Origin of the sequence: Citrobacter sp. Cpa228 (assembly GCF_030333085.1) — a bacterium.
GTDB lineage: Bacteria > Pseudomonadota > Gammaproteobacteria > Enterobacterales > Enterobacteriaceae > Citrobacter > Citrobacter pasteurii.
Genome location: NZ_JAOWGQ010000054.1, coordinates 32,527 through 51,859, shown reverse-complemented (window position 1 = coordinate 51,859; position 19,333 = coordinate 32,527). Strand labels below are relative to the sequence as shown.

Sequence of the window (19,333 nt, the reverse complement as noted above, 5' to 3'; positions counted from 1 at the left end):
TTGACGGTTTTGCGCTTTTTTTTAATGGGATACCTTAAACGCCCGGCTCCTGGTGCAACCGACGACATGCAGTGCCATCCTCACGGAACAGATGGCAACGCTCTGGCGGCAGGCCGATAGCGAATGTGGCACCCTCTTCTACCAACACCACGTCGTTCTGGCGGTAAACCAGGTTCTGACGGATGGCGGGGATCTGGATATGGATTTGTGTTTCGTGACCCAACTGCTCGACTACCTGTACTTCACCTTCGAGGGTGACATCAGCAATATCGCTGGGCAGCAGATGTTCCGGGCGAATACCTAAAGACATATTGGCGCCGACCTGCACCGCACGGCTTTCCACTGGTAGCCATATTTGCTGGCGGTTAGGCAGCTCAACCTGAACCTGATCGATCGCCGTTGCCGTCACTTTCACCGGCAGGAAGTTCATCTTTGGCGAACCAATAAACCCGGCAACAAAGCGGTCAGCCGGGTAGTGGTACAGCTCCAGGGGTTTACCGACCTGCGCGACGCGGCCGGCATCCAGCACCACAATTTTGTCGGCCAGGGTCATCGCTTCGACCTGATCGTGGGTGACGTAAATCATCGTGCGGCCAAGACGCTTATGCAGGCGGGAGATTTCAATGCGCATCTGGACGCGCAGTGCGGCATCGAGGTTTGACAGCGGTTCGTCCAACAGAAAGACACGCGGCTCTGCAACCAACGTACGGCCAATCGCCACACGCTGACGTTGTCCACCAGAGAGCGCTTTGGGTTTGCGCTCCAGCAGATGGGCCAGTTGCAGCACTTCCGCGACCTGATTAACACGCTGATTCATCACCTCTTTTTTCGCGCCAGCGAGTTTGAGGCCGAATGACATGTTTTCGGCGACGGACAAATGGGGATACAGCGCATAGGACTGGAAGACCATCCCCACGCCACGTTCGGCAGGTGGAATGTCATTCATCCGGGTCTCCCCGATGAACAAATCACCACTGGTGATGGTTTCAAGTCCGGCGATCATACGCAGCAAGGTTGACTTACCACAGCCTGACGGTCCGACAAACACCACGAATTCCCCTTCATGAATGTCGAGATTGATATCTTTCGATACCACCACGTCACCCCAGGCTTTCGTTACATTTCGCAGCTGTACGCTCGCCATGCCCTTCTCCCTTCGTTACAACCTGTCATCGACAGCAACATTCATTGATGGATTGACTATGCGTTATCCCTTAACGGCGTGAATCCTCCACCCCCCAGCTTTTTTATGGGGGAGGAGGCGGGAGGATGAGAGAGCAGCGTCTGAGACCCTGGCTGTACGCCGTGGAGGAATTTCGTGATGTCGCTTGCAAAAATCAGTGGGTTTTTATGTGCGCCAGTACGCATTACTCACATTTATGTAACACAGATCACATAAAGAACGGGTGGGGCGTAGGGGTAAGGAGGATGGAAAGAGGTTGTCGTATAAAGAAACTAGTCACCGTTAAGCCACCTCTGCAAAATCACCAAACAGGATGGGAACTATGAAAATCAAAACTGGCGCACGCATCCTCGCATTGTCCGCATTGACGACGATGATGTTCTCCGCCTCGGCTCTCGCCAAGATTGAAGAAGGTAAGCTGGTTATCTGGATTAACGGCGATAAAGGCTACAACGGCCTCGCTGAAGTGGGCAAAAAATTCGAGAAAGACACGGGTATCAAAGTCACCATTGAGCACCCGGACAAACTAGAAGAAAAATTCCCGCAGGTTGCCGCGACCGGTGATGGCCCGGACATTATCTTCTGGGCGCATGACCGTTTTGGTGGTTACGCACAGTCTGGCCTGCTGGCCGAAATCACCCCGGACAAAGCGTTCCAGGACAAACTCTATCCGTTCACCTGGGATGCCGTACGCTATAACGGCAAGCTGATTGCCTACCCAATCGCGGTTGAAGCGCTGTCGTTGATTTATAACAAAGACCTCGTTCCGAACCCGCCAAAAACCTGGGAAGAAATCCCGGCGTTGGATAAAGAGCTGAAGGCAAAAGGCAAATCTGCACTGATGTTCAACCTGCAAGAACCGTACTTCACCTGGCCGCTGATTGCTGCCGACGGTGGTTACGCATTCAAGTTTGAAAACGGCAAGTACGATGTGAAAGACGTCGGCGTGGATAACGCTGGCGCGAAAGCCGGTCTGACCTTCCTGGTTGATCTCATCAAGAACAAACACATGAACGCGGATACCGACTATTCCATCGCTGAAGCGGCCTTTAACAAAGGCGATACCGCGATGACCATTAATGGCCCGTGGGCATGGTCGAACATCGACAAGAGCAAAATCAACTACGGCGTAACGCTGCTGCCAACCTTCAAAGGTAAAGCGTCTAAACCGTTTGTTGGCGTGCTGAGCGCCGGTATTAACGCCGCCAGCCCGAACAAAGAACTGGCGAAAGAGTTCCTCGAAAACTATCTGCTGACCGATCAGGGTCTGGATGAAGTAAACAAGGACAAACCGCTGGGTGCCGTTGCGCTGAAATCCTTCCAGGATCAATTAGCAAAAGATCCACGCATCGCTGCCACCATGGATAACGCCCAGAAAGGCGAAATCATGCCGAACATCCCGCAGATGTCAGCATTCTGGTACGCCGTTCGTACCGCAGTGATCAACGCAGCCAGCGGTCGTCAGACCGTCGATGCCGCACTGAAAGATGCACAAGGTCGTATCACCAAGTAGTGCTGTAGCGCACGTGCCGGATGGCGGCATCAATGCCTTATCCGGCCTACAACTTACCGTAGGCCTGATAAGCGCAGCGCCATCAGGCACGCTGACCAACAGGTTTTCATTGTTGTTGAGGATTGAACCCCATGGATGTCATTAAAAAGAAACACTGGTGGCAAAGCGACACACTGAAATGGTCAGTGATGGGTCTGCTTGGGCTGCTGGTCGGTTACCTTGTTGTTTTGATGTACGCTCAGGGGGAGTACCTGTTTGCCATCATGACGCTGATTTTAAGCTCTGCTGGCCTGTATATTTTCGCTAACCGTAAAACCTATGCCTGGCGTTATGTTTATCCTGGCGTCGCCGGTATGGGGCTGTTTGTTCTGTTTCCATTGGTTTGCACCATCGCGATTGCCTTTACCAACTACAGCAGCACCAACCAACTGACCTTTGAACGTGCTCAGGAAGTCCTGATGGATCGTTCTTATCAGGCAGGTAAAACCTACAACTTTGGTCTGTATCCGGCGGGTACGGAGTGGCAACTGGCTCTCACCGACGGTGAAACCGGCAAGAATTATGTTTCCGACGCCTTCAAATTTGGCGGCGAACAAAAACTGCAACTAAAAGAAACGGATGCCTTGCCAGCGGGCGAACGTGGAACGCTGCGTATCATCACGCAGAATCGCCAGGCGCTGAACCAACTGACCGCCATCCTGCCGGATGAAAGCAAAGTGATCATGAGCTCGTTGCGCCAGTTCTCCGGCACGCAACCGCTCTATACTCTCGCTGACGACGGCACGCTCACCAACAACCAGAGCGGCGTAAAATACCGTCCAAACAGCGACATTGGTTATTACCAGGCGATTAATGCCGACGGGAGTTGGGGTACAGAAAAGTTAAGCCCTGGCTATACCGTGACCATCGGCTGGGATAACTTCACCCGCGTGTTTACCGACGAAGGTATCCAGAAACCGTTTTTCGCCATCTTTGTCTGGACGGTGGTCTTCTCCGTTCTGACCGTGATCCTCACCGTGGCCGTCGGGATGGTGCTGGCTTGTCTCGTACAGTGGGAGTCTCTCAAAGGTAAAGCGGTTTACCGTGTGCTGCTGATTCTGCCGTATGCCGTGCCGTCGTTTATCTCGATTCTGATTTTCAAAGGGCTGTTCAACCAGAGTTTTGGTGAAATCAACATGATGCTGAGCGCACTGTTCGGTATCAAACCGGCCTGGTTCAGCGACCCCACCACCGCGCGTTCAATGATTATTATCGTCAACACCTGGCTGGGCTATCCGTACATGATGATCCTGTGCATGGGTCTGCTGAAAGCGATTCCTGACGATCTGTATGAAGCCTCGGCAATGGACGGCGCAGGCCCGTTCCAGAACTTCTTTAAGATTACGCTACCGCTGCTGATTAAGCCGTTGACGCCGCTGATGATCGCCAGCTTCGCCTTTAACTTTAACAACTTCGTGCTGATTCAACTGTTGACCAACGGTGGCCCGGACCGTCTTGGCACCACCACGCCTGCAGGCTATACCGACCTGCTCGTCAGCTACACCTACCGTATCGCCTTCGAAGGCGGCGGCGGTCAGGACTTCGGTCTGGCAGCAGCGATTGCCACGCTGATCTTCCTGCTGGTGGGTGCGCTGGCGATTGTTAACCTGAAAGCCACACGAATGAAGTTTGATTAAGGGAGACAACGAACATGGCTATGGTACAACCCAAATCTCAGAAACTGCGTCTCTTAACAACGCACCTGCTGTTGCTGATTTTCATCGCAGCGATCATGTTCCCGCTGCTGATGGTTATCGCTATCTCGCTGCGCGAAGGTAACTTCGCCACCGGTAGCCTGATCCCGGAAAACATCTCCTGGGAACACTGGAAACTGGCGCTGGGCTTTAGCGTTGAGCACGCAGATGGCCGTGTGACGCCGCCGCCGTTCCCGGTACTGCTGTGGCTGTGGAACTCAGTGAAAGTGGCCACCATTACCGCGATCGGTATTGTGACGCTTTCCACCACCTGTGCTTACGCCTTTGCCCGTATGCGCTTCCCCGGCAAAGCAACCCTGCTTAAAGGGATGCTGATTTTCCAGATGTTCCCAGCGGTGCTGTCTCTGGTCGCGTTATATGCCTTGTTTGACCGCCTGGGCCAGTACATTCCGTTTATTGGTCTGAACACTCACGGTGGCGTGATCTTCGCCTATCTTGGCGGTATTGCGCTGCATGTGTGGACGATTAAAGGCTATTTCGAAACCATCGACGGTTCGCTGGAAGAAGCGGCCTCGCTGGACGGCGCGACCCCGTGGCAGGCCTTCCGCCTGGTGCTGCTGCCACTTTCCGTTCCGATTCTGGCGGTGGTGTTTATTCTGTCGTTCATTGCCGCTATTACCGAAGTCCCGGTCGCGTCACTGCTGCTGCGTGATGTGAACAGCTACACCCTTGCGGTAGGTATGCAGCAGTACCTCAATCCACAGAACTATTTGTGGGGCGACTTTGCCGCCGCAGCTGTACTTTCAGCTATTCCGATCACGCTGGTATTCCTGCTGGCGCAGCGCTGGCTGGTCAACGGCCTGACGGCGGGTGGTGTGAAAGGTTAAGTTTTACCGAAGTAAACGCCCGGCAACGGGCAATGCCACTGCAACCCTCAACTTATGTTATCCCAACCTGTGACTGTTATTCGGCGCTCTACGGAGCGCCATTTTTTATGTTATTTTGCATTACGTTTACGATTATTTCCTTTCGTGCTCCCCATCACTGCAATTCTATTTTTCACCTGAAAATAAACCAATTAAACGGAATTAAGATCACAGAAAAGACAAAACGTAATTGCAATGTAAAAAATGATAATTGTCTTCCCTGCCTGTTAAATTCACCATCACGGCACTGATCAAAAGAGCTGTACCCTCTAAGGCAGGTCTGAATGAACACTCAATATAATTCCAGTTATATTTTTTCGATTACATTAGTTGCAACTTTAGGAGGACTATTATTCGGTTACGACACTGCTGTCATATCCGGAACGGTAGAATCCTTAAATACCGTATTTGTCGCGCCACAACACTTAAGTGAATCCGCCGCTAACTCGCTGTTGGGTTTCTGTGTTGCCAGTGCGCTGATTGGCTGCATCATCGGCGGTGCGCTGGGCGGCTATTGCAGTAACCGCTTTGGTCGCCGGGATTCGCTGAAAATCGCTGCGCTGTTATTTTTTATTTCCGGCATCGGATCCGCATGGCCAGAATTAGGTTTTACCACCATTAACCCCGATAATGCTGTGCCTGTTTATTTAGCAGGGTACGTCCCCGAATTCGTTATTTATCGCATCATCGGTGGTATTGGCGTAGGTTTAGCTTCCATGCTTTCACCTATGTATATTGCTGAGCTGGCTCCGGCACATATTCGTGGAAAACTGGTTTCCTTTAACCAATTCGCGATTATTTTTGGCCAGTTGCTGGTGTACTGCGTTAACTATTTTATTGCCCGTTCTGGCGATGCCAACTGGCTGAATACCGATGGCTGGCGATATATGTTCGCCTCCGAAAGTATCCCCGCCCTACTGTTTTTACTGCTGCTGTATACCGTACCAGAAAGCCCACGTTGGCTAATGGCGCGCGGCAGACATGAACAGGCAGAAAGTATTCTGCGCAAGATTATGGGTAGCACACTCGCCACTCAGGCCATGCAGGAGATTAATCAGTCACTCGAGCATGGTCGCAAAACCGGTGGGCGTCTGTTGATGTTTGGTGCAGGCGTGATCGTTATTGGCGTGATGTTATCTATCTTCCAGCAATTTGTCGGCATCAATGTCGTGCTGTACTACGCACCAGAAGTCTTCAAAACGCTTGGAGCCAGTACCGATGTGGCGCTATTGCAGACCATCATTGTCGGCGTAATCAACCTGAGCTTCACCGTGCTGGCTATCATGACGGTAGACAAATTTGGTCGCAAACCGCTGCAGATCATTGGCGCACTCGGCATGGCAATTGGGATGTTCAGCCTCGGTACCGCGTTTTACACGCAGGCTTCCGGCCTGGTGGCGCTGCTGTCGATGCTATTTTACGTTGCGGCATTCGCCATGTCCTGGGGACCGGTTTGTTGGGTGTTGCTGGCAGAAATCTTCCCCAATGCGATTCGCGGTAAAGCGCTCGCCATTGCGGTTGCGGCCCAGTGGCTGGCGAACTACTTCGTCTCCTGGACCTTCCCGATGATGGACAAAAACTCCTGGCTGGTTTCCCATTTCCACAACGGTTTCTCCTACTGGATCTACGGTTGTATGGGCATCCTGGCGGCGCTATTCATGTGGAAGTTCGTACCGGAAACCAAGGGCAAAACGCTGGAAGAACTTGAAGAACTGTGGGAGCCCGCAGCAGAGAAAGCGAAGCCTGCCTCTGCGCAGTAACCCTGAGCAGCAACACGCCGCAGCCCGATTGCGGCGTGTTGTTTTTTTACTCTCGCTTCAGCCGTTTGGAATTACACAGCCACAGGGTGATCACCAGCAGCAGGATCGCCGCGGAATAGATCAACACATCCATGGGTGCTTTATGATCGACAATGATCAACCGCACAATCGCCGTGATCCCGATATAGACAAAGTAGCGCAGCGGAAAGTGAAACCCTGACTGAAAGTACTTCACAATCAGCGCGATAAATTCAAAGTACAGGAAGTAAACCACCAGCCCTTCCACCAGCTCATATTTGCTGGTTTGTTCCGGCGCGAACAGCACATCTGCCAGATGCAGCGTTTCTTTCCCGAGGAATACGACCAGGATCAGGCCCAGACTCAGCAGCCCCAGATTCAGCACGGTCTGCAAGATGGTGGAGATAAACTCCACGCGGGGACGAGATAGCGACGTCATAACAGCACCTCTTACTCAGTGGCGAGGTTCCTGTATAACGCAAAAATGTGACAGAGATCTACATTTTTTGTTTATGTTTTGTTCGCCATATGATCTTTGCCGGATGGCGGCTTTGCCTTATCCGGCCTACAGCCGTACTGTAGGCCCGGTAAGCTCTGCGCCACCGGGCAAGCAAGCATTAACGGAAGTTCTCGCTCCGGTCGCTGGTCATATCGTACAGACCAAACTTACGCCCAAGCTGCTGACCACCATCACGCGTTAACGGTGTCCAGCCTATCGCCGCACGACTGCGGGTTGGACCAGAGGAGAAAAGATCCAGCGGCACGGAAACGTACACCCCTTTGGTGAAATCCCCCTCTCCGTACTCGTCCGGCGATGCATTCGTGATGGTCGCATAACCGCCAACAACCACGCCGCTATCGAAGCGTTTCGCAATTTCCAGTGTGCCGCCCTTGTCCCCCGCCAGATATTGCCCCACGCTGGCTTTCACCAGAACATCCTGGGCAAACGAAGGATTCCAGTACGCGGTCAAATGCCCGGTCTTCACGCTGTAGTCGGTGAATTTCATCATGTCCTGCGCGCTACGCCAGTCACGCTGTTTCACGTAGTTGGCGTCAACGCCAAACGCCCAGTTGCTGTCCAATGGACGGTACAATATTTCCGCGCCCGCCCCGCCGTACATGGTTTCCAGATAACCGCCGTAAACCTGTCCATAGAATCCGTTACCGAGAGACTGGAAGTAATTGGCCTGCAGGTTATTCACGTAGACGTCGTTCTGTACATACTCACGCACATGGGTACGCACGCGTGGCAAATGCGAATCCTGCGGTGGGTTAGTGTAGTTAAACTTGTCGTAGTTATTGGCGAGATTGGCAAACAGGCTACCGGTAGTCAGCAGATGATCGGTAACCCACAGATCCGCCGTGCCCATCACGCCCAGTTGATACATATAGAAATTTTCCGGGCCGCCCACCGACTGGTTAAGTACCGGATCGATGTGAAAATCGAAACGTGATTTGTCGATATACCAGCCCTGCTCGGTGGTTTTCGGCACCACCGGCTCCACGCGTTTTTGCGCCAGTTGAGTCTCATGGCCCAACGGCTCGCCTTCCAGATGGCGCTTGAGGCTGGAAACTTCTGTTTCGGTCGTCACCTGCGGCAAGTTAAGGCGATTTTCCGTAATACGGATCGTGCGGATCCCGTCGGGAAGATCGTTCATCACGATCCGGTTCGCACGTTCGATCCCTTCACGCGAATCACGGTATTTCACCTGTTCGCCGGTCACATACAGGGTATCGCCCTGCACCTGAATTTTAGGATCCGCCAGCCCGGCGTTATATTTCAGCAACGTTAGCTGATTCGCCACCACCGAATGTTGCAGGATGGCATCCTGCGGCTGCGGCTGGTATTTCGGGCGGGCGTTGTCGTTATAGTGTGGTCGCAGATCGTTAAAGTTAGTCCGCAGCGTGACCCCAAACATAAAGGTGTTGCCGCGCTCATAGCTGAGGTTAACGTCGGCCCAATCGGTGACGCGATAAATAGCGCCGACGTTAAACTTGCTCTTCTGATCCAGCTTGCCCGCAAAATCCTGCTGATAATTATTACCCTCATACTCCAGTCTCAGGCGCAGCGGCTGCCAGGGTGTCTGATACTCTACGCCGCCAAACAGCGATGCCGGGCCGTGGAACATCTGGCTACCGTCAATGGAACCCGCCTGTTTGTAGCTGTTATCGCGATGACAGAATTTATCGCTGTATGAGCAAAACGGATTGCTGACGTTGCCGCTGGTCCCGAGGTATCCCCAACCGAGACCGAGCGAGAAATCAAACGGTCCCCAGGCTTTGTTCGCCACAATATACTCCGCATCGAACAGGCCGGTTCCGCCGATATCGCGTGCCCCCACCGCCACCTGTGGCATCCAGTAGCTCTCTTCCCACAATCGCAGCTTCAGGTCGAAAGCCTTATCCTTGTATGTCTGATCGCCTGAAAACGACTCCACGCTGCTGTATTTTTTGGTGCGCACATCGGTATAGCGCAGGGTCGTTTCCAGCCACGGGAACAGTTGCACCGACGCGGAGTAGTAGCGGTACTGATCGTTATCGCGGTAGTTGAGGCTCATTTCGCCTTCACGGGCCATACGTGCGGTTGGGGTTTGCAGCAGCCCTACGCCGCCAAAATCAGACTGGGAAGGACCAATCGGCGCAGGATAAGTTTCACCGTGACAGGCCGCGCTGATACCCAGCGCCAACAGGCTGAGCAGATAAGTTTTTCTCATTATTCGGGTATCCGCTGGGTCAGGGTGCGAAGAATGTCGGCATTGATTTCATCCGGGGTGCTGCTCCAGACAGAGTCCGACAGCCCGACAAAAATGATGCTGCCGGGCATCGGCTCAATGTGACGTTTGTTCCAGTAGGCGACCGCTACTTTTTGTGTGCGTCCGTCGGGATAGACAATCCAGGCGTAGCTACGATCCGCGCCGCTGAGCCGACGCTGCCCATCGAGATAGCTGGCAACATCACGTCCGGGTATAAACGGCTGCTTACCCGGGTGGCTTAGCAAACCCAGCAGCGTGATATCCGTGGGCTGCGGCCCAACCCACAGCGTGTAATTGCCCTGCAATGGCGGGTTGCCTCGCTCGCTGACACGCACCACATCCGGGTCAAGATTAATCGTCTGTCTGCCGGTCACCTTAAGCGCCTGAATTTGCTGGCGTAACGCGTTGATAGCCGCGGCATCGTTACCACTTTCTTCAGCGCTCAGCGCCGCCAGGCGCGCCAGTAATGCCTGCTGTTGACGTTGTGCCTCAGCCGTTGCCTGCTCTTCGCCAATCACCGCACCTGGCCACCAGCTATTCGCCAGCTTCGGTTGACCCACCAGATCGACCAAATGCTCCGCGCCGGTCAACGTTTTTGCTTCGGTGCTGCCTGTCGTGATCACTTTTACACTGCCCGCAGCAAAAACAGATGCCGTGCACAGGCTGAATGTCAGCGCGGTAATCATTTGTTTCATCATGGTTTTGCCGCCTTAATCAGCGTGGTTTTCACCGGGAAGAAACCTGCGCCAAGATACTGTTCTGACCGGCGAATCATGCCGTCACTGTCTACCCAGTAGCGGTTATGCCAGCGCGTTTGATCGGTGGTGACGTCTTCATCGAGGATCCGTACCGGCGTTTCATCGCTGCCGACCTTGATGGTGTCAGCACCATCCCATGTGAAAACCGAGCGGGCGGTGGCATAGCGTACCTGCTGATGCTCGGTCCAGCCCATCGTGCGAGACCACGTTGCGCCATCGACTATCTGATTGGGCTTACTAAGCGGGTCGGCAGCCAGATTATTCACCTCGATGAGGTTGTCTCCGTCGAGCTGTGTTTTCACAATGCGCCCATGCTGCGTGACAAGAATGGCCCGATCCTGAGTCACCCATTTCTGCTGTCCGTTTTCCGCGAACGCGAGTACCACAAACAACTGGGGACCGCCGTTGAGCTGCATATACTGGCTGGCGTAAGGCATATTTTGGATTTCATCATCCGTCATCTGTACGCCGGGAGTCCCAAATACGCTATCCCACAGCGAATGCCCCAACCCTTCGGTGGTGGCTGAGCACGCCTGTAGTAGCAGGCAAACCATTATGAGCGCTGGTCGCTTCACGACGTTTCTCCGCATTATTGCCGGGTGGCGCGACGCTTACCCGGCCTACAAATCCCACAGACTTTTGGCAATTCCAAAATAACCACACCGAAGTGTGGTTAGAATTAAACGTACCTTTATTACTGGGTACTGGTGGTTGTCGTGGTGGTGGTTCCGGTATTAGAACCATCGCCGCCACCGGTTGCCGCCAGGGCAACCCCCACCGCAGAACTTACGGTGCTCACGCTGGTCGCGGAGGAACTTCCCGCCGAAACCGACGCGGCAGCCGACCCTGCAGCCTCCCCCACCTGAACGGGGGCGGCATAGACAGACGTCGCCGCAAGCGCAGATATAGCCCACAGGCCATACACAACTTTTTTCATCACAAATTCCCTTCATTGCATGAATGGAGATTTACCCAAAAGAATTTCGGGCGAGATCGAGTATACACAAGCCAAAGTGTACAAATTACGCCACAGGGGAATTTAGGATAATTAGATAACAAGAGAGAAAATAATTAGAATTTGATAATAAAATTAAAGTAATCAATCAGTTAAAATATATAAATAGAAAATGCAATATCCGGTAAATCTGAAAACATCAGAGACAGGACAACGTTGAATGAATTATTTTAGGATTAAGCTCAATTAAGAAATGAAGCAAAGACGCAGATATCCTGGAGCATTCTTATAAAAAAGCCGATATTAATATCGGCTTTTTTATTTCATTAATGCCGGATGGCGGCTAAACGCCTTATCCGGCCTACAAGAGTGTCCTGTAGGCCTGATAAGCGTAGCGCCATCAGGCACGCCAGGACTTATAACGGTTAATCAAACCGTTGGTAGAACTATCGTGGCTGCTCACTTCGGAACCATCTTTCAGCTCTGGCAGAATACGGTTCGCCAGTTGTTTACCCAGCTCAACGCCCCACTGGTCAAAGGTGAAGATGTTCAGGATCGCGCCCTGAGTGAAGATTTTGTGCTCGTACAGCGCAATCAACGCACCCAGGCTGAACGGCGTGATTTCGCGCAGCAGGATAGAGTTAGTTGGACGATTACCTTCAAACACTTTGAACGGCACAACGTGGTCCAGGGTTGCCGGATCTTTACCCTGGTCGCGATATTCCTGCTCAACCACTTCACGAGACTTGCCGAATGCCAGCGCCTCGGTCTGCGCGAAGAAGTTAGACAGCAGTTTCGGATGGTGATCCGACAGCGGGTTGTGGGTGATGGCCGGGGCGATGAAATCGCACGGAACCATTTTAGTCCCCTGGTGAATCAGCTGGTAGAACGCATGCTGACCGTTAGTGCCCGGCTCACCCCAGATGATTGGGCCAGTCTGGTAATCCACGGCGTTGCCGTTACGGTCAACGTATTTACCGTTGGATTCCATGTTGCCCTGCTGGAAATAGGCCGCGAAACGATGCATATACTGGTCGTACGGCAAAATCGCTTCGGTTTCAGCACCGAAGAAGTTGTTGTACCAGATACCGATCAGCGCCAGCAGCACCGGCAGGTTTTTCTCCGCTGGGGTGGTGGAGAAGTGTTTGTCCATTGCGTGCGCACCAGAGAGCAGCTCAACAAAGTTGTCGAAGCCCACGGACAGGATGATGGATAGACCAATTGCAGACCACAGGGAGTAACGACCGCCAACCCAGTCCCAGAACTCGAACATATTGGCAGTATCAATACCGAACTCGCCAACCGCTTTACCGTTAGTGGAGAGCGCTGCGAAGTGTTTGGCTACGTGCTTGTTGTCGCCAGCGGTCGCCAGGAACCAGTCGCGCGCGCTGTGGGCGTTGGTCATAGTTTCCTGGGTGGTGAAGGTTTTAGACGCGACCAGGAACAGCGTGGTTTCCGGATTCACTTTTTTCAGCACTTCGGCAATGTGCGTACCATCGACGTTAGACACAAAGTGCATATTCAGGTGATTTTTGTACGGACGCAGCGCTTCGGTCACCATGAACGGGCCGAGGTCAGAGCCGCCAATACCGATGTTCACGACATCAGTAATGGCCTTGCCGGTATAGCCTTTCCAACTGCCGGAGATAATCGCTTCAGAGAAGGATTTCATCTTTTCCAGCACCGCATTCACTTCCGGCATCACATCTTTGCCGTCAACGATGATCGGCGTATTGCTACGGTTACGCAGCGCCACGTGCAGCACGGCACGGTCTTCAGTACGGTTGATTTTCTCACCGGAGAACATGGATTTGATGGCACCCGCCAAATCGGTTTCTTTTGCCAGATCCTGCAGTTTAGCCAGTGTCTCTTCAGTGATGCGGTTTTTGGAGAAATCCACCAGCATCAGATCGTCAAATGTCGCGGAAAACTTAGTGAAACGATCGCTATCTTTCGCGAACAGATCCGCGATAGTAACGTCTTTCATCTCTTCAAAGTGTTTTTGTAGTGCCTGCCAGGCTGAGGTCTGCGTTGGATTGATGTTTTTCATTAGCAATACTCTTCTGATTTTGAGAATTGTGACTGAGATCGATTGTAACGCCAGCCACAGAAAAGTGTGATTGTTTTAATGCCATTGCCAGGGCATCCGCCAAACGTAGCTAAAAAGTATAGCTGTTATAAGTACTGTTACTCAGCGCTAACACAGCATGAAAAATCCGCATAATCCCAGCGTTGACAGTACAGGCTACACATTTTATTTATAAATACGGTATTTGCATTTGCGCCTGCACCGGTTTCCGTTCTGCCTTTGTGCCATGGTCGCTCTATTCATTCCCTGACACGAGGTAGTTATGACTGATGTAGTTGTCTCCAAATTTGGCGGTACCAGCGTGGCAGATTTTGATGCCATGAATCGCAGTGCTGATGTCGTGCTTTCTGATGCTAACGTACGTTTAGTGGTGCTGTCCGCTTCGGCGGGTATTACTAACCTGCTGGTCGCGCTGGCAGAAGGTCTGGAGCCAACCGAGCGCTTCGAAAAACTCGACGCCATTCGTCAAATTCAGTTCAATATTCTGGAACGCCTGCGTTATCCGAACGTCATCCGTGAAGAGATTGAACGTCTGCTGGAGAACATCACCACGCTGGCAGAAGCGGCGTCACTGGCGACCTCAACCGCACTAACCGACGAACTGGTCAGCCACGGGGAACTGATGTCTACCCTGTTATTCGTCGAGATCCTGCGTGAGCGCAACGTGCAAGCGCAGTGGTTTGACGTGCGTAAAGTGATGCGCACCAACGATCGTTTTGGCCGCGCAGAGCCCGACGTTGCGGCGCTGGCCGAACTGGCAGCCATTCAGCTTGCCCCACGGTTGAACGAAGGTCTGGTCATTACTCAGGGCTTTATCGGCAGCGAAAGCAAAGGCCGCACCACCACGCTGGGACGCGGCGGCAGCGATTATACCGCCGCCTTACTGGCAGAAGCCCTGCACGCAACGCGCGTCGATATCTGGACTGATGTTCCCGGCATTTACACGACCGATCCACGTGTCGTTCCGGCTGCGCAGCGTATTGATGAAATCGCTTTTGAAGAGGCCGCGGAAATGGCGACCTTTGGCGCGAAAGTGCTGCACCCGGCAACCCTGTTGCCTGCCGTACGTAGCGATATCCCGGTATTTGTTGGCTCGAGCAAGGATCCAAAAGCAGGCGGCACGCTGGTGTGCAATAAAACCGCGAATCCACCGCTGTTCCGGGCGCTGGCCTTGCGCCGTAAGCAGACGCTGCTGACGCTGCATAGCCTGAATATGCTGCACTCTCGCGGCTTTTTGGCGGAAGTGTTCGGCATCCTGGCACGCCACAATATCTCGGTCGATTTAATTACCACATCCGAAGTCAGCGTGGCGCTGACGCTGGATACCACTGGTTCAACTTCCACCGGCGATACACTGCTCACGCAGTCTCTGCTGATGGAGCTGTCGGCCCTGTGCCGGGTTGAAGTTGAAGAAGGCCTGGCGCTGGTGGCATTGATTGGTAACGACCTGTCCAAAGCCTGCGGCGTGGGTAAAGAGGTGTTCGGCGTACTGGAGCCGTTCAATATTCGGATGATTTGCTACGGCGCGTCCAGCCATAACCTGTGCTTCCTGGTGCCCGGTAGCGAAGCCGAGCTGGTGGTACAGAAGCTGCACCATAATTTGTTTGAATGAATCGACGTCAACGCCCGATGGCTCTTGCACCATCGGGCATTTTCACCGCATCACCGTGCCATATAACAGTCTGTCCAGTTCCCTCACATCCCCTTCCCGGCTGTCTGGTAAGGTTGGCGGGATTTCTCCTCTCTCCAGTTCGGCGCGGATAAACGTATGTAACAATGGACGACGCGGACCATACTCCGCCTCACCTGATCGCTGTTTGCGCGCCAGCAATTCGTCGATTTCATGACGCAATGGTGCATCCAGTTCATTTCCCGCCAGCAGCTCGGCAAAACGCATCGGCGGTACGCCCTTGCCCGCTTCCACCCAACGCACCGCCAACAGGGGTCGCAGAACGTAGAAGTACTTCTTCAATCGCACGTCGTCACCCTGCAAATAACCACGGAAGTTTTTCCGCGCCATCGAGTAGTAGTGCCAGCGAGCACGCAGCGGTGAAAACCATTCAGGCACCAACGCTTTCAGCGCCGACACGGTCGCGTCATCCTGCTGATAGACCACCGGCGAATCCAGCCACTCAATAAGCGTCGGGTTTGCGCCTTTAAGTAACCTCAGCGCCTTGCGCCATTCCCAGCCGCACACGTCCAGCTCATCATCTATCGGCAGCTCGATAACATCACGTGGCGCTTCGACCCGCAGATACCATTCAGGGGGATGAACATAGAGAAATCGCACGTCGTAATCGCTGTCCGGCGAGGCAAATCCCCAGCCACGGCTACCGGACTCACAGGCATACAGCACCCTGACGCCATAGCGCCGCTCAACCTCTTTTAGCTGGCGCACTACCCGTTCGCGCATTGCGCCGTCCACTGTGTTGTCGCTCATTATTCTTATCCTTTTATGTTCACAAGACCGTGCAACACCTGGTCCAGGCCACCGAATACCGAGATTTTATCGATCCGTTCCGCGACTCTTTCGAGGGTTTCCAGTTCTTTTAAGCGCAGCGCTACCGGGTTGTTTTCCATCACTTTTGCAGTATTCAACAGCGATCGCGTGGCGGCAGTCTCTTCACGACGTCGGATCACGTTGGCCTGGGCGGATTTTTCCGCTTCAACCAGTTGCGACAAAATAGCCTTCATATCGCCGGGCAGGACAATATCCTTCACCCCCAACGAAGCCACCTCGATACCAAACGGCGTCATGCGGGTTTTCACCTGCGCGCTCACCACTTCATCGATCACCTGCTTATCTTCCAGCAGTTCGTCCAGCGTGCGTGTTCCCACCGCTTCACGCAGCGCAAACTGCAATTCACGGTAAAGGTGATCCAGCGGTTTAGTCAGTTGACCAAATGCCAGCAACACATCGCTATAACGCCAGTTCGCCGCCAGGTTTAAACGCAGGTTGACCTTATCTTTGGTCAGGATCTCCTGGCCGCCAACCTCCAGCACCTGCAAACGGGTATCCACAACTTCCGCTTCAATCAGATGGTTTACCTTCCAGTATGCTGTTAACCCCGGCGGCAACAGCGCCTGAGTTTCGCCATCAATTTTCAGTACACCGACGTGCCACGCCGGAACCTGCACCGTTAAGATTGCTTCGCGACCTTTTACCGCACCGCTGCGACGGGGCTGTAACACTGCATTCATGACGTCCGTTGGCACCTGAACCTCGCGCGTATCCATACGTACCAGCGTTAACGCTTCGTCGGCTCTCCAGTACAGACGACGCGTTGCCGGTGGCAGGATCTCCTGCAAAACGCCATTGACATACAACGCCACGGCTTCGGTATCCGTCGTATCCGCGACCAGGCAGAAACGCTCCACCCACTCGGGCTGAAAGCGACGTAAATACTCCGCCAGCGTCTCAGGTATTTCACTGCCATCGGTATTTACCACCAGAACGTCAGGTGTGTTAAACCACGGTAAACGGTGTTCACCTGCATTCAGCACCTGATAGTAGTCACCCTGTCGGGATAACAGGCCAAGCTGGCCTTTACGAATAGTGATTTTCTTCATCATTTTTTATTCCTTATTGTGAGCCAGGCGCGGGTGCAGGGGCGAAGCGGCAGGGGAATTCCCTTTTGCCTGTCGCACGGCATCTTTACCGGCAGCCTGTTCTGGAGCGTGCTAACTGCGCATTGCTCCGTTTTATTTCTATGATTAACAACCAGTTTCATTGGGAGAATGAATCGGGAATCGAACCCGTTTGGTGGTCATCGGCTGACGGAACACACCCGGAAAACAGCCTGTGCCGTTCCTGACGTGCCGGCGAGGTTTAACCCCCTGCGCTTTCAGCGTGATTGACGCAAGTGTTATTGCCAGAAGCGTGCCAGGAATTAAAACAGGCATGATTAAATTTTAATTAATTGATTTTCATGACTTTAATTTTTTAGACCAATAATGACTGTTGTCTCGAGTGGTTAATTTTTTTATCTTTTATTCTCTTATTTATCTTTTTGGATAAACCATGAAGAAGCGACGGGTAGTGATTGGCGTACTGGGAACGGTACTGGACAAACGCGGCAAGCGGGCCAATCGGTTTAAGAAGTGGCGACCCACGGTTGGGCTATGCCAACAACCCGATCTCCCTGTCGACAGACTGGAGCTCCTCCACCAGCCACGCGATGAAAGCATGGCGCAACGGTTGATTGAAGACGTCGCGCAGCTTTCACCGCACACCAAAGTCCGACCGCATACCGTAACCATCAACGATCCGTGGGACTTTGAAGAGGTCTACGCCGCCTTCCTCGACTTTGCCACGCATTATGAGTTTGATACGGAAAACGAAGAGTATCTGGTGCACATCACCACCGGGACTCACGTGGCACAAATCTGCTGGTTTTTGCTGACGGAAGCGCGCTACCTGCCCGCCAGCCTGCTGCAAACCAGCCCGGCGCCACGCGGTTCATCAGATGAAGCCGTCGCCGCTGGCGTCTGCTCGGTTATCGATCTCGATTTAAGCCGCTATGCCACGCTCACCAGTCGTTTTCAGCGCGAGCAGCAGCAGTCGGTCTCTTTTTTGAAAGCCGGGATTGATACGCGTAACGCCACCTTCAATAAACTGATTGATCGCATTGAGCGGGTAGCTCTGCGCTCGACCGACCCGATCCTGCTCACCGGCCCTACCGGCGCAGGCAAATCCTTCCTCGCGAAACGTATTTTTCAGCTACGCCAGTCGCGGCACCTGGTGGCGGGAAAACTGGTGGCGGTTAACTGCGCGACCCTGCGCGGTGACAATGCGATGTCCACGCTGTTTGGTCATGTGAAGGGGGCGTTTACCGGCGCGCTCACGGCGCGTAGCGGATTGCTGCGAGAAGCGGATGGCGGCGTGCTGTTTCTCGATGAGATCGCCGAGCTGGGGCTGGACGAGCAGGCCATGTTACTCAAAGCGATTGAAGAAAAAACCTTTTTCCCGTTTGGGTCGGACAAAGAAGTACACAGCGATTTTCAGCTGATTGCCGGCACCCATCGCGACATGCGGCAATGGGTCGCTGAGGGCCGTTTTCGCGAAGATCTCTACGCGCGGATCAACATGTGGTGCTTCGCCCTGCCCGGTCTCGCGCAGCGGCGGGAAGATATCGCCCCGAACGTCGAGTATGAGCTGCAACGTTTTTCCAGCAACAAGCAGACGCAAATCCGTTTCGATAAAGAGGCTCGCACTGCCTATCTGGCGTTTGCCTGCTCCCCACAGGCGCGATGGCGCGGCAATTTTCGCGAACTCAGCTCATCCATCGCGCGCATGGCGACACTTGCCGAACAAGGTCGCATTACCTTATCCCTTGTCGAAGAAGAGATTGCGCTGCTAAAGGAGAGTTGGCAGATAGCAAATCCGCAGCCTGAACTGAATATGGACATTGACCTGTTCGATCGCCGCCAACTGGAAACGGTGCTGGAAGTGTGCCGCCGTTGTGCGTCACTGTCGGAAGCCGGACGCGAACTGTTCGCCGTCTCACGGCAGAAAAAAGCCAATCCTAACGATGCGGACCGCCTGCGCAAGTATTTGGCCCGCTTTGGACTAAGTTGGGAAAATCTCCGCAGCGCAACATGAACATAATTTGTTTGAATAATATTCCATCACGCGATAAACAATAACTATAGCCGGGCTCGATCCCGGCTTTTTTATAACAACA

15 protein-coding genes are annotated in these 19,333 nt (G+C 53.3%); 6 read left to right on the top strand and 9 right to left on the bottom strand.

Annotated elements, in window-relative coordinates:
• Positions 1-34: 34 nt before the first annotated feature.
• On the bottom strand, positions 35-1,144 hold the full coding sequence (gene malK / locus OGX91_RS17875; RefSeq protein ID WP_005132674.1) for a maltose/maltodextrin ABC transporter ATP-binding protein MalK: 1,110 nt from the start codon (positions 1,142-1,144) through the stop codon (positions 35-37).
• A gap of 361 nt (positions 1,145-1,505) precedes the next feature.
• Between malK and malE the strand changes: the two genes are divergently transcribed.
• The 4 genes from malE to xylE all read left to right on the top strand — a co-directional run bounded on the left by malE (position 1,506) and on the right by xylE (position 7,076).
• Positions 1,506-2,696, top strand: coding sequence for a maltose/maltodextrin ABC transporter substrate-binding protein MalE (gene malE, locus OGX91_RS17870; protein ID WP_003031680.1), 1,191 nt, complete (start codon positions 1,506-1,508; stop codon positions 2,694-2,696).
• 131 nt (positions 2,697-2,827) lie between these two features.
• Positions 2,828-4,372 carry a maltose ABC transporter permease MalF gene (gene malF, locus OGX91_RS17865; RefSeq protein ID WP_005132677.1) on the top strand — a complete coding sequence of 515 codons (1,545 nt, stop codon included), beginning with the start codon at positions 2,828-2,830 and terminating at the stop codon, positions 4,370-4,372.
• A 14-nt stretch (positions 4,373-4,386) separates the two neighbouring features.
• Positions 4,387-5,277: a maltose ABC transporter permease MalG gene (malG, locus tag OGX91_RS17860; protein ID WP_005132680.1), complete on the top strand. Its 891-nt coding sequence runs from the start codon at positions 4,387-4,389 to the stop codon at positions 5,275-5,277.
• 323 nt (positions 5,278-5,600) lie between these two features.
• Positions 5,601-7,076: a D-xylose transporter XylE gene (gene xylE / locus OGX91_RS17855; RefSeq protein WP_040229820.1), complete on the top strand. Its 1,476-nt coding sequence runs from the start codon at positions 5,601-5,603 to the stop codon at positions 7,074-7,076.
• A gap of 46 nt (positions 7,077-7,122) precedes the next feature.
• Here the strand turns inward: xylE and psiE are convergent, their stop codons facing one another.
• The 6 genes from psiE to pgi form a co-directional block, all read right to left on the bottom strand.
• The gene (psiE, locus tag OGX91_RS17850; RefSeq protein WP_003031674.1) at positions 7,123-7,533 is read right to left on the bottom strand and encodes a phosphate-starvation-inducible protein PsiE; all 411 of its coding nucleotides are present in this window, start codon (positions 7,531-7,533) and stop codon (positions 7,123-7,125) included.
• Between the two features lie 178 nt (positions 7,534-7,711).
• Positions 7,712-9,808: a YjbH domain-containing protein gene (locus OGX91_RS17845; protein WP_286627077.1), complete on the bottom strand. Its 2,097-nt coding sequence runs from the start codon at positions 9,806-9,808 to the stop codon at positions 7,712-7,714.
• Positions 9,808-10,545: a capsule biosynthesis GfcC family protein gene (locus OGX91_RS17840; RefSeq protein WP_040229825.1), complete on the bottom strand. Its 738-nt coding sequence runs from the start codon at positions 10,543-10,545 to the stop codon at positions 9,808-9,810. Before OGX91_RS17840 ends, OGX91_RS17845 begins: the two co-directional genes overlap by 1 nt.
• Positions 10,542-11,180 (bottom strand): YjbF family lipoprotein, encoded by a 639-nt coding sequence (locus OGX91_RS17835; protein ID WP_182289534.1) that lies wholly within the window; start codon positions 11,178-11,180, stop codon positions 10,542-10,544. Before OGX91_RS17835 ends, OGX91_RS17840 begins: the two co-directional genes overlap by 4 nt.
• A gap of 119 nt (positions 11,181-11,299) precedes the next feature.
• On the bottom strand, positions 11,300-11,542 hold the full coding sequence (gene yjbE / locus OGX91_RS17830; protein ID WP_040229828.1) for an exopolysaccharide production protein YjbE: 243 nt from the start codon (positions 11,540-11,542) through the stop codon (positions 11,300-11,302).
• A gap of 418 nt (positions 11,543-11,960) precedes the next feature.
• Entirely contained in the window at positions 11,961-13,610 is a 1,650-nt protein-coding gene (gene pgi / locus OGX91_RS17825; RefSeq protein WP_003826559.1) for a glucose-6-phosphate isomerase, read from the bottom strand.
• Positions 13,611-13,911: 301 nt separating this feature from the next.
• Here pgi and lysC point away from each other — a divergent pair, with 301 nt between their 5' ends.
• The gene (gene lysC / locus OGX91_RS17820) at positions 13,912-15,261 is read left to right on the top strand and encodes a lysine-sensitive aspartokinase 3 (RefSeq protein ID WP_149691931.1); all 1,350 of its coding nucleotides are present in this window, start codon (positions 13,912-13,914) and stop codon (positions 15,259-15,261) included.
• 42 nt (positions 15,262-15,303) lie between these two features.
• Here the strand turns inward: lysC and OGX91_RS17815 are convergent, their stop codons facing one another.
• Positions 15,304-16,089: a nucleotidyltransferase domain-containing protein gene (locus tag OGX91_RS17815; protein ID WP_286627073.1), complete on the bottom strand. Its 786-nt coding sequence runs from the start codon at positions 16,087-16,089 to the stop codon at positions 15,304-15,306.
• Between the two features lie 5 nt (positions 16,090-16,094).
• Complete coding sequence (locus OGX91_RS17810) at positions 16,095-17,222, bottom strand: slipin family protein (RefSeq protein ID WP_040229834.1); 1,128 nt, start codon at positions 17,220-17,222, stop codon at positions 16,095-16,097.
• Between the two features lie 448 nt (positions 17,223-17,670).
• On the opposite strand from OGX91_RS17810, the gene rtcR reads away from it, so the two are divergent.
• Complete coding sequence (gene rtcR, locus OGX91_RS17805; protein ID WP_155021926.1) at positions 17,671-19,251, top strand: RNA repair transcriptional activator RtcR; 1,581 nt, start codon at positions 17,671-17,673, stop codon at positions 19,249-19,251.
• Positions 19,252-19,333: the final 82 nt, after the last annotated feature.